We start from the raw sequence: 14,321 nt of genomic DNA, 5'->3' as shown, positions 1-14,321 counted from the left end.
TTAAAAAAAGTAAATTTTTTAGCTAGGTTAATGTTGTTTATATAGTTAAATAAGTCATTTTTAGTAACAAATAGTTTAAGAGTATGTTACTATATTATAAGTAATTGCACGAATATTGGAAGTGGAAAAAAGCTTAAATTAATAGGTTTGGTTTATTAATCAAACCATTTAAATTTAAGAAATTAGCTGTAACAGCACAGTCAGGAAATTTTAATAAATACAATGTTGCAGCAATAAACAATACATCAATTACAAAAGTCAAAAATGAAGAAGAAAGTCTAAGTGCTAATGAAACAAATAACAAAATTTCCGATATTGAAATTTTTCCAAATCCTGCTAAGGAATTTGCTAAAGTAAATGTAATTAGTTCGGATATTGGGATTAAATATATAAGAGTATTTGATTTAAATGGCAGGGAAATAGCAAATTATAAAGCTAATAATGCAACTAATTTTTCTATAACCACTAGTAATCTGAATATTGGCTTGTATTTAGTGAAAATTACAGCTAATAATGATACGGTTGCAATTAAAAAACTCCTTATTAACAGATAAAATTTATTTTTTATAATAATGAGCCCGATATTCTGTCGGGCTCATTTTGTTTATATCCTGTAACTATTTTAAAATGAAATATTATAGTTTTAAGCTGTAAAACTTGAAATAGTTAGTTTATGTAACTTAATTGAAACAATTGTATCAATTTTAAAATACTATAAAAAAATTATAATGAGATTAAGATTTACATTTGAAAATTAGATTTTGGGTTAAGTAGCAATAATCTGCTTCCTAAAATAATTGAATAACTTTTTTTAATTTAATCTTAAGCTAATTCATGACATCAAAGATTAATTTTATAATAGTAATAGGTTTCATGATTTTACTAAATTCATGTAATCAATATTCTGAAAATAAAGGTAAAATTTCGATAGGGTTTTCCCAAAGTATCTCTGAGGATGATAGCTGGAGAAAAACTATGGATAATACAATGAGGGTTGAGGCTTCTCTTCATCCAGAAATAGACTTAACTATCTACAATGCTAATAACAGTACAGAAAAACAAATTGAAGATATTGAGAAAATGATTGTAAATCACTTGGATGTTATAATAGTAGCTCCATATGGTTCAGATTCGATAGTGCCAGTACTCGAAAAGGCAAATAAAAAAGGCATTCCAGTAATTATTGTTGATAGAAAAGTAAAAACGTCCAATTATATTGCTTTTTTAGGCGCAGATAATGTTGAAGTAGGTCGAATTGCTGGGAAATATATTGTTTCCATGTCTAAAGCACATGCAAATATTCTTGAAATTAAGGCAACAACTGATATTTCACCTGGTTTAGAGAGAAGTTTAGGGTTTAAACAAATTACCGACCAATATCCAAATATTAAAAGAACAAGTATAACGGCTGTTAATTTGGAGTCATTGAATGATGATTTTAGTAAGGTCTTGGATAGTTCGCCAAAATTAGATTATGTTTTTGCTTTTAATGATATTATTGCACTTCAAGCTTGGGAAGTTGCAAAACAAAAGGGGAGAGAAAAAACAATAAAATTTATAGGAGTAGATGGATTGAATATTCCAAATGGAGGAATACAAGCTGTCAAAGATGGTAAGTTAGCCGCAACTATATTATATCCAACAGGTGGTAGTGAAGCAATCAGGCTGGCTCTTAAAATTGCAAACAAAGAAGTAATTCCTAAAAATAACAAATTAGCGACAGTTTTGATTGATTCATTAAATGCAGATATAATGAGCAATCAATTTGATAAAATATCGCAGCAGCAATCCAATATTGAGACACAACTAAATGTCATTGATAATCAGGAAAAAAAGTATATAACACTATATAATTTAATGAAATTATTAGGTTTTTTTTCAGTGACTATTCTCTGTTTGGCTCTTTTTAGTGCGTACTCTATAATTTCCATTAGAAAAAAGAAAAGACAACTAGAAATAACTAATAAAAAAGTAACTAATCAACGCCAACAAATTGAAAAATTCGCTGAAAAACTTAAGATTAGTAACGAAGGGAAAATAAATTTTTTCACGGGTATATCGCATGAATTTAAAACTCCATTGACTTTAATATTGAGTTGTGTAGAATCCCTGAATGATGAGTTGAAAAGCAAAAGCAATCATGTTAAGAAGGATTTAGATATTATGTATAATAATTCGATGCGACTGCTTAGATTGATTAATCAACTTTTAGATTTTCGAAAAATCGAAAATGAGAATTTCAATATTAAAGTATCCAAAACGAACCTTTGGTTTTTTTCTAAAAATTTGTTTAAGGAGTTTAAACGTGAGGCAACAAAAAGAAATATCAATTATACTATTACAACAAATGATGAAAATCTGGATGTTTATTTAGATAAAAATTTGATGGACAAAGTGTATTATAATTTATTGTCTAACAGTTTTAAATTTACTCCAAATGGCGGGAATATTGGAATAATTATAAACAAAAAAGCAGAACAGAATCTAGTTGAAATTATCTTTAAAGATTCGGGAATTGGAATTCCTGAAAATGAAATAATCGAATTGTTTAATCCTTTTTTTAAAGGCTCAAATAATTACAAAAATGGGTCAGGTATTGGATTAAATCTATCAAAGACTTTTATTGATTTGCATAAAGGTTCCATTGAAGTTAAATCGGGTACAGGTACTGAATTTATAATATTATTACAATTAGGTACGGATCATTTTAATAAGAAACAAATTATTAGTGATTCAGATTATAATGATGAAAATCAGGAGGAAAAATATAATATAGAATCAGTAGAAGTTATTAAGGAAATAGAAGAGGAGTCTGACAAAAAGTATTCCGTTTTGATAATTGAAGATAATATAGAACTCCTTGAGTTTATTGCTGCAAAATTGAATAGGGATTATAATGTATTTAAATCTGATGGTAAGAATTCTATAGAAACTGCTTTAGAAATAATGCCAGATATTATTTTGTGCGATTTGAATTTACCTGAAAAAAATGGTTTCGAAATATGCGATACATTGAAGAAGAATATATTAACATCTCATATTCCAACAATTATTTTGACAGCCTTAGATGATCAGGATACTTACATTAAATCATTAGAAGCAGGAGCTGATTTATTTTTAACAAAACCATTTAATCTTAAAGTATTAAAGGAATCTATAAAAGGTTTGTTGTATAACCGAGAAAAGTTAAGATATTACTATAACAATAATATTGGTGAATCAGAAGTAAACTCTTTAGGTGTAATTGAGAAAGTGTTTTTAAATAAGATAGATGTCTTATTAGAAAAAAACATCGATAATTCTTCTTTCTCTGTTGAAGAATTGGCTAGTTGTTTAAACATTTCAAGAGTTCAACTATATAGAAAAGTAAAAGCCGTTTTAGGTATTGGAATTAGTGATTACATCAATAATTATAGATTAGAAAAAGCAAAAGAATTAATGAAAACTACGTCATTGAATATTTCTGAAATTGCTTATTCTTGTGGTTTTGCTTCGCCAAATTATTTCTCTACAACTTTTAAAAACAAGTATTCCATCTCGCCAAAAGACTTTAGAAACAATATTTAATGCAATAATGATGTAACATTTTTATAGAAAGTATAATTTTAAACCTTTTTTATTGCTATGTAATTAATGAAATAACAGCTTAAGGTCTTGTTTCATAAGGAAATGTGTTTATTTTTTCTTGATGTAACAATACTTAAATCCTTCTCAGGTATACTATTCTAATTTTATATAAAACAAATATAAAATGAAAAAGTATACTACTATTATTCTGTTATCCTTGTTGGTTTTAGGATGTGGTTCGAAAAAACACGCAGACGATACTACACCGCCACCAACAACAAATGAAACCGCTGAACTTATATCTTTTAAGTTTAATGAGTCATCTGGTCAAACAATTAACGAAACAAAAACCAATGCTACTTTTAGTATAAATGGACCATCAGGTTCAGCTGAGCGTATTACTGGTGTTGAAGGCAAAGCGTTGAGAGTTAATGGCTTTTATGGGTGGGCAACTGGGAAATTAAATGTTAGTTATCCAACCAATAAAGTTTGTGTGACTGCTTGGGTTGCTCCCTCGGCTTTTCCTGTACAAAGAAAGGATTTAGATCAATTGTCTGAAAATACAAACGCTTCGTTGTTTTCAAATGTAAATACCACTACTAATGCTGGTGTTGCTTTAGGGATAGATCAATATGGTAGAATAATTGGGCAATTTAAAGTGGGTACAGCAATAGTTAATATTGTTTCCGACCAACAAATTGAACTTAAAAAGTGGAGTTTGGTTTCTTTAAATATAAATGGGCTGTCAGGTTTAGCTTCGTTGTATTTAAATGGTGTTAAAGTTAAAGCCATTGCTTTTACATCAGGGAATATTGTCTGGGATAATAATGCAACTATCTATATAGGAAAAGAATCAAAAATTAAAACTATTGCAGGTTTTGATACTAATGGCTTAACAGGTGCTATTGACCAAGTTTCTTTATGGGGTAAAGATTTAACTGATGCAGAAATTCTAACTCAATATAATAAAGTAAGTCCTGCAATCCCCAATCTTAAAATTCCGATTGAAACTAGATTTGCAGAAGATATTCACAGACCTAAATATCATTTACTTCCTTCGTCTGCTTGGACAAATGAATCTCACGGACTGTTATATATTGATAATAAATACCATTTATTCAGTCAAAGAAATTACAATGGTCCTTACTTAGAACATATCAATTGGGGACATTATGTGAGTAGTGATTTAGTAAGCTGGGAAGAAAAAACACAGGTGTTGTGGCCACAGCCAGGATTTGATGAAGTAGGTATTTGGTCTGGTCATGCGGTAATTAGAGACGGGCAACCTTATATTTTTTATACTGGTGTAAATAAAGCCAAAGCAGGGATTGGATTAGCTACTTCTTCTGCTCCTTATGATTCCTGGATAAAAAATGGTGCTCCAATTATTGCCAATGTGCCTTCAAATATAGCTAATGCCGATTTTAGAGATCCATTTGTATTTCAACACAATTCAGATTGGTACATGATGGTTGGTACAGGATTGAGAACCGGAACAGCAAGAGGAGGATTGTTTTTATATAAGTCTATATCGACTGATTTTAAGCAATGGAGTCAACAGGGTACCATGTTAGAAGGAAATCCTTCGGCAGATGGAACAGGTGATTTTTGGGAAATGCCTATCTATTATAATTTTGGTGCTAAGTCAATTGTTTTGATTAATAAATTACCAAATGCAAATGCATTGTATTGGACAGGTAGTTTTGATGGGTCAAAATTTATTAGAGATAATGTTGTTCCTGAACGTTTAGAGGTTATTAATCACCTTTTGTCTCCATCAATACATCCTGATGCTAATGGAAATTTAACTGCAATTGGAATTGTTCCCGATGGAGTAAATTCTGCTAAACACAAACAGCAGGGTTGGGCGCATGTTTTTAGTTTGCCTCGAGTTTGGACATTGGTTAATAACAAAATTAAGCAAGTACCTCATCCTAATTTATTAAACCTTAGAGGTACTTCAAAAAACTTCACCAATGTTTCTTTTGATCAAAATAGTTCAAATGTTTTAAATGGAGCGAGTGGTACCCAGTATGAAATTGTTGCTACGGTTAATCCTGGTACTGCGACTAGAGTGGGTTTTTCATTAAACAAAAACTTAGCTATTGGGGAACAAACGCTAATTTATTATGATTTCACTACAAAAACCTTTGTAGTAGATAGAAGTAAATCTTCCATTTTACCAGATGTGCCAACTTCAAATCAATCTTCAAATTATGTGTTGCCAGCAGGAGATATTAGATGGAGAATTTTTGTAGATGCTTCTGTCATCGAAGTCTTTGTTAACGAGGAATTGGCTTTTGCAACCCGTTCTTTTCCTTCAGCCGGAAGCAATCAAATTGATTTGTATGCTCAAGGAGGAACCGCTACTGCTACAGACTTAAAAATTTATAATATTCAAGGCGGTGGTACTGCATCTGTTTCTAAAAATGTTGAATTAAAAGAGGATACAATCCATCCTGTTGTTTATCCAAATCCTTCTACTGAAAATTTTAATTTCAAATTTTATAACATAGAGAAAACTACCGCGGTTGCTGCTTATGTTTTTGATATTAATGGATTTCCGGTAAAAAAAATTGAAAAACTAATAGACAGTGAAAATACTGTAGTTAACTGGAATGGTTATATGGATAATGGTATGAAAGCAAGAGAAGGGGTTTATATAATAAAAGGCTTTGTAGGGAATGATTTGTTTGATGCTAAAATAATTGTAAAATAGATATGGAAGAATTTAAAAAAATATTCAAGATTGAATTAATGATGATGCTTATAGCTTTCTTGCTATGCAATAGCCTACAATCTCAGACTGATGAGATAAAGGAAGAGTTTAGACCAAAATTACATTTCACCCCGGAAAAAAATTGGGTCAATGATCCTAATGGAATGTTTTATTATGATGGAGAATACCATTTGTTTTATCAATACAATCCTTATGGCACTAAATGGGGACACATGAGTTGGGGACATGCAGTAAGTACTGATTTAATAAAATGGAATCATTTGCCAGTAGCTCTTGAAGAAGAAAATGGAGTGATGATTTTTTCAGGTTCAGCAGTAGTGGATTGGAATAACTCCAGCGGTTTTGGATCTGGATCAAAACCAGCCATTGTGGCAATTTATACAAGTTATGATGCTAAAACAGGATTTCAACATCAAAGTATTGCCTATAGTAATGATAAGGGAAGAACTTTTACGAAATATAAAGGGAATCCAGTTTTGAATATCGATAGTAAAGAGTTTAGAGATCCAAAAGTTTTTTGGTATGAGCCGGAACAAAAATGGATTATGACTCTTGCTTTATCCACTGAACATAAAATACAATTTTACAGTTCTAAAAATTTAAAAGACTGGAATTTAATGAGTGAATTTGGACCTAAAGGAGTAATTACCGGAGTGTGGGAATGTCCAGATTTATTTACATTGAAATATAAAGGAAAAACAAAATGGGTTTTAGGAGTTAATTTAGGAAGCGGCAGTATTGCTGGTGGATCCGGATTGCAATATTTCATTGGAGAATTTGATGGGAAAAATTTCGTAGCTGATCAATCCGCTTCAGAAAAAAGTAATGAGGTGAACTATATCGATTATGGAAAAGATTTCTATGCTGCCGTAACATGGAATGGAGCACCAGATAAAAAGGGAACTAAAACATGGTTAGGCTGGATGAATAATTGGCAATATGCTAATGATATTCCAACGAATGGCTGGAGAGGTTCTATGTCTTTACCAAGAAAATTAATCTTAGATAAAGAACAGGGAAAGTATATTATCAGGCAAGAAGCTGTTCAATCAGTTGAAAATTATATTAAATCAAAAACTAAACTTAAAGGTGAAACTTTAGCCAGAATCAATCAAAAAATTGAAGAAACAGATTTAAAAGAGTTGACATTTGAAATGGCTTATGAATTTGAACCTAGTAAAATAAGCGGTCATTTAGAATTTGAAATACTAAATAATGACAAAAGTATATTCCAATTAACTTTTAATAAAAGCACTAATGAATTTGTTGTAAAAAGAGTAGACAACAACCTAAAAGATGAATTTCAATCCACTCAAAAAATTACACTTTCAAATAATGCGGATAAATCTATTAATGTTCGATTGTTTTTAGATAAAAATTCTGTTGAAGTTTTTATAAATGATGGCAGATATGTCTTTACGAATGTAATATTCCCTAAAGATTTTAATACTAAAATTCATTTCAGTTCAACTGATGATTCATTGTCTAAAATGAAGGCAATTACAATATCAAAATATTAAAATTTTATCCAAATCTATTCAGTAGAATTTGAATCAGTCAAATAAATTATTAGTTAAAAAACACTTTCTGCAATTTCTCTGCAATTAAATTAAACGATTCATTTTTTTATATAAAAGTTCAAGTCAAAAAACTGTAATTATAGGTTACAATTTTAAACTTTTTCTCTAAAAACAAAAGTTAATCATCTGTAATTCAGGTGTTTTTTTGGAGGTGTAACTAATTTGTATGTATATGTAACAATACAGAATGATTGAATTTTAACTTGAATCTAACTTTGGATAGAAATAAAAAATTATAGGTTATGAATAAAAAAATAATGAGTTGGTCAATCGTTGCGTCATTCGCAGGATTCCTGTTTGGTTTTGATACCGTAGTAATTTCTGGTGCAGATAAAGCACTTCAAATATTATGGGATTCCAGTGATTTCTTTCACGGTTCGGTAGTTATGGCAATGGCATTATGGGGTACTGTTATAGGAGCCATATTTGGAGGAATTCCAACTAATAAAATAGGAAGAAAATCAACATTATTAATAATTGGGGTTTTGTTTTCAATATCAGCTTTAGGGTCTTCTTTAGCAAATGGACCATGGGTATTTGCTTTTTTCAGATTCATTGGTGGTCTGGGTATTGGAGCATCAACTATTGCTGCACCTGCTTATATATCTGAAATTGCACCTGCAAAAGATAGAGGACGATTAGTAGGTCTTTACCAATTTAATATCGTGTTTGGTATACTTAGTGCTTTTTTATCGAATTATCTTTTGAGTGATATTGGTGAAAACGCATGGAGATGGATGCTTGGAATTCAGGTTTTCCCATCAATAGTTTATACCCTATTGGCTTTTTATATACCTGAAAGTCCAAGATGGTTGCTAACACAATCCAGAACGAATGAAGCAAGGGTAATTTTGGATAAGATAAATAGTAAAGAAGATGTTCAAAGTGTAATTGACAATGTGCATGAAGACAATAAAAATAATTCTTCAGATGAAAATATCTTTATGAAGAAATATCGTTTTCCTTTAATCTTAGTTTTTTTAATTGCAGCATTCAATCAATTATCGGGTATCAATGCTTTCTTATATTATGCTCCAAGGATTTTTGGAGAAGCTGGTTTAGGAGCTAAAACAGCACTTTTGAGCAGTATCGGTATCGGCTTCATTAATTTAATATTCACGCTAATCGGTGTTTATTTAATAGACCGATTAGGAAGACGCAAATTGATGATTTTTGGGTCATTAGGTTACATTTTCTCTTTAACAATGGTAGCCGTTTCATTTTATTTAAGTTGGACAGGAATGGCAGTCCCAATGTTTCTATTCGTTTTTATAGCCTCTCATGCTATAGGACAGGGAGCCGTAATATGGGTTTTTATATCCGAAATTTTTCCAAACCATTTAAGAGCATCAGGACAGTCTTTTGGAAGTTCGGTTCATTGGGTGCTGGCAGCAATAATTCCATCTATGGTTCCAATCCTTTTTTCAAATTTCGGGGTTGGAAATGTGTTTAGCTTTTTTGCTATTATGATGGTCTTTCAACTAGCTTTTGTATTGTTTATGATGCCTGAAACCAAAGGTATTTCTTTAGAAAACATGAATGCTAATCTTAATAAATAATAATATTAACTAACTAACTCTATAAACTAAAAATGTATGAAAATTAACTGTTTTAAAAACAAGAAAAACATTGTCACAATGTGTTTGTTTTTCTTTGGGCTTGTTGCTCTCGGGCAGCAGACTCAAATAAATGGGACTGTTTTGTCTGAGGCCGATGGTCAGCCCTTACCAGGTGCAAGTATACTTGTAAAGGAATCGTCCATAGGTACAACAACAGATTTCGATGGAAAGTTTCAGATTAAGGCCAAAGAAGGAGAAACTTTGATAGTGTCTTATATAGGCTATTCTGATTTTAAAGTGATTGTTTCATCTAAAAAAACGTATAATATTGTATTAAAAGCTTCCTCAAATAATCTTGATGAGGTAGTCGTGACAGGTTATTCTAAAGAAAAAAAGAAAGATATAACGGGGGCAGTTTCTATTGTTTCTGTAGCCGATTTAGATCGGGTTGCTACACCCAATGTTATAAGTAAACTACAATCCAGAGTTCCTGGATTAAGTTTTACTTCTTCAGGAGTTCCAGGTGGTAATGATACCCAAATATCAATTAGAGGTTTAACATCTGTATTTGGAGGAACAGGTCCTTTATGGGTTATTGATGGTGTGCAAACTAATTCACCTGCTGGTTTAAATCCAAATGATATTGAAAGTATACAAGTGTTAAAAGATGCTGCTTCGGCAGGTATTTATGGAACTGAAGCTGCTAAAGGAGTTATTATTGTAACTACTAAACAAGCAAAAGCAGGTACACAAAAAATAACTTTAGATAGTCGTATATCCTTAAATACAATTCGTGATAAGTTTAATGTTTTAAATTCTCAGGAATGGTTAGATGTTAGGTATAGAGCACAGGGGAATTTGCCTGTTGCAGCAGGAAATTTTGCTTATACTCCTGGGAATTCTTTGCCTGAGTTTTTAGATGATCAACAAAATTTAAGATTGTCAAATACAGATTGGATTGATGTTATATCAAGAAATTCAATTTCTACAACCACTGATTTTGGATATTCTTTTGCAAATCAAAAATGGAAAATTTTTACAGGTTTAGGATACGCTAAAGATCAAGGAGTATTGGAATATACTTACTATGAAAGAGCAAATCTTAGATTGAATTCAAGTATTAAATTTTTTAAAGACAAATTGAATATTGGAGAAAATTTAACTGTTACTAATTTTCAGGAAGTGAAAGGGAATTCTATGGAAGATGCACTTTTACAAAATCCATTGATTCCTGTTTATGCTGAAGATGGTACTTGGGGAGGACCTACAGGAAGTGGTTTACAAGACAAATGGAATCCGTTAGCTATTTTATATGTTAATAGAAACAATGTCGAAAAAACGTGGAGAACATTCGGTAATATTTATGCTGATTTGAATATTGTTGATGGACTAACTTTTAATTCTAAATTAAATTTTGATATCAATAGATTTAAGTTTGATGAACATTCAGAATCATTTAATCAAAACGGAAGTATTCTGGGAAATAGAATCATTTTGGGAGGTGAAGAATTTTCCAGATATAGAAGAAATAGAAATAATTCAGACACATTTATTATAACAAATTTAATTACTTATACCCACCAATTTGGGAATCATAATTTAAATGTTTTTGGAGGACACGAGGTTTATAAAAAAGACCAGCAAAATAAATTTGATCGTGTACAAGTTCCTTTTGGAACAAACGTAGACTTTGAAAACATTGATCAATATGATAAAATTGCTGATTCTAGCATACTTGATGCTTACGGTATTGGAGCTGATAGCAGAAGAGAATCTATGTTTGCCAAAGTGAATTATGATTATTCAAGCAAATATTATTTTTCTGCAAGTGTTCGTCGAGACGGATCTTCCCGTTTTGGTAAAAATAATCGTTATGCCATTTTTCCTACTGCATCTGCTGGCTGGACTTTAAGTAATGAAAAGTTTTTAGAAAACTCTAATGTAATTGATAATTTAAAATTAAGAGCATCATGGGGTGGAAATGGAAATGCTGATATTTTAGAATATGCACAATATTCAATATTTAATATGGCATTAGAAAATAGTAATTATGATCTAAACGGAAGTGGAAGCGGTACTATAAGTACTGGAGTTTCGGCAAATCAAGTTGGAAATCCAGAATTAAAATGGGAGCAATCATACCAAACAAATATTGGACTTGATCTGGATTTATTTAAAAAGCGTGTGAATTTTGTAGTTGATTTATACGAAAAGAAAACCTCCGATTTATTACTTCAAATTGTTCAGCCAAGTGTTTTAGGTGAAGCAGGAAAAACATTGTTTTTTAATGCTGGAGATATGACTAATAGAGGGATTGATGTTGTTTTAGGATATAATTCGAAATCACAAAATGATTTTAATTATGGTGTGAATTTGACTTTCTCTAAATATAAAAACAAGGTTACAAGATTAAATAATTCAGATAATTTTATTTTAAATGGAATTTCTTACACAGGTGCTGGTCATCCTATTGGTTCTTATTTTGGATATGTAGCCGATGGTCTTTTTAGAACTCCCGAAGAAGTAGCTGTACATGCTGAACAAACCGGAAAAGCATTAGGTAATATTAGATATAGAGATTTGAATGGTGATGGAGTTGTTAATCAGGATGACAGAACAATCATTGGTAATCCACATCCTGATTTTACTTATGGAATTAATCTTTCGGCCAGTTACAAACGATGGGATTTAAATGTGTTTTTTGATGGAAAACAAGGGGGAGACATGTATAACGCTCAAAGAGAAATGCTTGACTTCCCTTATTTCGGATTCAATCATGGTAAAAATACTTTAGATGCTTGGACACCTGAAAATGCAAACTCTCTAATACCAGCTCTAAGCACATCAGATACAAATGATCAAAAACGTGCTTCGACTTATTTTGTAGAAGATGGTTCTTTCTTCAGAATGAAAAGTGTAAATCTTTCATATAGTTTTAATCGCGATTTAATTAAAAGAATCGGATTGTCATCTGCTAAGTTATATGTGCAGGCAGAGAATCTATTTAGTATTACCTCTTTTACAGGTTTTGACTATGAAGTACCAGGTTTAAGTAGAACCGGTATTGGTATCGCAGGTATGGGCGTTTATCCTCATACTAAAACATTCAGCTGTGGATACAATTTACAATTTTAAAAAGATGAGAAAAATAAAATTTTATATAGCAATAATAGGACTCACCTTAAGTGTTGGTTCTTGTCAGGAAGATTTTTTTACTGTAACTCCTGAAAACGTAATATCTGAAAATAATTTAGACTTAGAACAATTGGTTGTAAGTGCTTATAGTACTTTAGATTATAGATATAATACGGGTGAATTTAGAGATAATTGGCCTTTTGATCATGCTCCTTCTAACTGGTGCTTCTCGGATATTAGAAGTGGAGATGCGTACAAAGGTGGTGGTGGTGTAGGTGATAATCCAGGTGGAGGAATGCATGGGTTAGAAATCCAACAAGTATTTGCCTCTTCTGAGAATGTCTATAATCTGTGGAGAGCACTTTATTTTTCAATCAATAGAGTCAATAGTGCCATTATAGCTTTGAATAGTAGTTCAGGATTTGAGAAAAAAGATTTGCGAATTGCAGAACTTAAAGTTTTAAGAGCACATTTCTATTTTGAATTGATGAAAAACTTTGGGTCGTTCGCTTACATTGATGAAAATACTCCTATTGATAAAGTTACAAGCGTTCAGAATTCATTCGATACTGCTCTTTTATGGGGAAAAATTGAAAAAGATTTAACGGATGCAATCGCAGTATTGCCTGATACCCAACCTGAATTAGGAAGGGTTAATAAATTAGTTGCTTATGCGTTTTTAGCAAAAGCAGATTTGTTCCAAAAGAAATGGGATCAGGTAATTATTAATGCAAACAAAGTTATTGCAGGACCATATAGATTAGTAGCCGATTTAGAAAAATTATATTCTTCGCCTGGTTATGGTAATCAAGAAAATGTATTCGCTATTCAATATTCAATAAATGATGGTTCTGAATTTGGGAATGTAAATTTTGGTGATTTAGTAAATTCTCCAGATTCTCCTTCTGATGATCCAAATCATCCTTACTTAAACGGAGATGATTTTGATAAACCTAGCCAGAATATTGTAAATGCCTTTAAAGTAGATAATGCGGGATTACCATTACTTGATTCTTACAATAATTCCGATTTAGCAGCAACTGATATCAGTACTCCGGTTGATCCCAGATTAGATCACTCAATAGGCCGTCCGGGTATTACCTGGAAAAAATGGCAAGCAATGCCTCAACAAGTAAATTGGAGCAGAGACCCCGCTACTTATGGCTTGTATGAAAGAAAGAAAAATCAAATTGACCCTTATTCGGACTTAAGATCTTCAGGTGGATTTCCTTGGGCAAAAGGAGCTTTGGATTGGCCTATTATAAAATTTAGTGATGTATTGTTATGGAAAGCAGAAGCTTCTATAGAATTAAATGATATAGGAACAGGAATGAGCATTATCAATCAAATTCGTACAAGAGCAAAAAACTCACCATACGTTTATAGTTTTAATAATAATGCTGTAAATGCTGCAAATTATGTTATTGGTTTGTATCCAACAACTGGAGTTACAAAAGTATATGCAACAAAAGCATTGCGTATGGAAAGAAGACTGGAATTACATAATGAAGGACATCATTTTTATGATCTTGTAAGATGGGGAATCGCTCCAATTTGGATTAACGATTATATGTTAAAAGAAAGTTCAAAACGCAGTTATTATGGTGGAGCTTCATTCACCGAAGGAAGAGATGAATATTTACCAATTCCACAAATAGAAATTGATGCTTCGGGTGGTGTTTATAAACAAAGAACGGGGTATTAAATTAGTATTTGTAGAAAAAAATCTTAACAAGTTTA

Annotated in this window: 7 protein-coding genes; all 7 read left to right on the top strand. The window is 31.3% G+C overall.

Annotated elements, in window-relative coordinates:
* Positions 1–137 precede the first annotated feature (137 nt).
* A complete protein-coding gene (locus tag EOD40_RS18320) occupies positions 138–554 on the top strand; it encodes a T9SS type A sorting domain-containing protein (protein WP_128194362.1) in 417 nt (138 codons plus the stop codon).
* Between the two features lie 280 nt (positions 555–834).
* On the top strand, positions 835–3,567 hold the full coding sequence (locus EOD40_RS06065) for a substrate-binding domain-containing protein (RefSeq protein WP_128194013.1): 2,733 nt from the start codon (positions 835–837) through the stop codon (positions 3,565–3,567).
* Positions 3,568–3,751: 184 nt separating this feature from the next.
* Positions 3,752–6,286 carry a GH32 C-terminal domain-containing protein gene (locus EOD40_RS06060; RefSeq protein WP_128194012.1) on the top strand — a complete coding sequence of 845 codons (2,535 nt, stop codon included), beginning with the start codon at positions 3,752–3,754 and terminating at the stop codon, positions 6,284–6,286.
* 2 nt (positions 6,287–6,288) lie between these two features.
* Positions 6,289–7,827, top strand: a complete 1,539-nt coding sequence (locus EOD40_RS06055) for a glycoside hydrolase family 32 protein (protein ID WP_128194011.1) — start codon at positions 6,289–6,291, stop codon at positions 7,825–7,827.
* Between the two features lie 302 nt (positions 7,828–8,129).
* Positions 8,130–9,446 carry a sugar porter family MFS transporter gene (locus EOD40_RS06050; protein WP_128194010.1) on the top strand — a complete coding sequence of 439 codons (1,317 nt, stop codon included), beginning with the start codon at positions 8,130–8,132 and terminating at the stop codon, positions 9,444–9,446.
* A gap of 36 nt (positions 9,447–9,482) precedes the next feature.
* A complete protein-coding gene (locus EOD40_RS06045; protein WP_128194009.1) occupies positions 9,483–12,581 on the top strand; it encodes a SusC/RagA family TonB-linked outer membrane protein in 3,099 nt (1,032 codons plus the stop codon).
* A 4-nt stretch (positions 12,582–12,585) separates the two neighbouring features.
* Positions 12,586–14,286 (top strand): RagB/SusD family nutrient uptake outer membrane protein, encoded by a 1,701-nt coding sequence (locus EOD40_RS06040; protein WP_128194008.1) that lies wholly within the window; start codon positions 12,586–12,588, stop codon positions 14,284–14,286.
* Positions 14,287–14,321 lie beyond the last annotated feature (35 nt).

This window comes from Flavobacterium sufflavum, assembly GCF_004016525.1.
GTDB classification, from domain to species: Bacteria; Bacteroidota; Bacteroidia; order Flavobacteriales; family Flavobacteriaceae; genus Flavobacterium; species Flavobacterium sufflavum.
The sequence above is the reverse complement of the archived record's forward strand: the minus strand, read 5'-3'. Positions and strand labels throughout refer to the sequence as shown.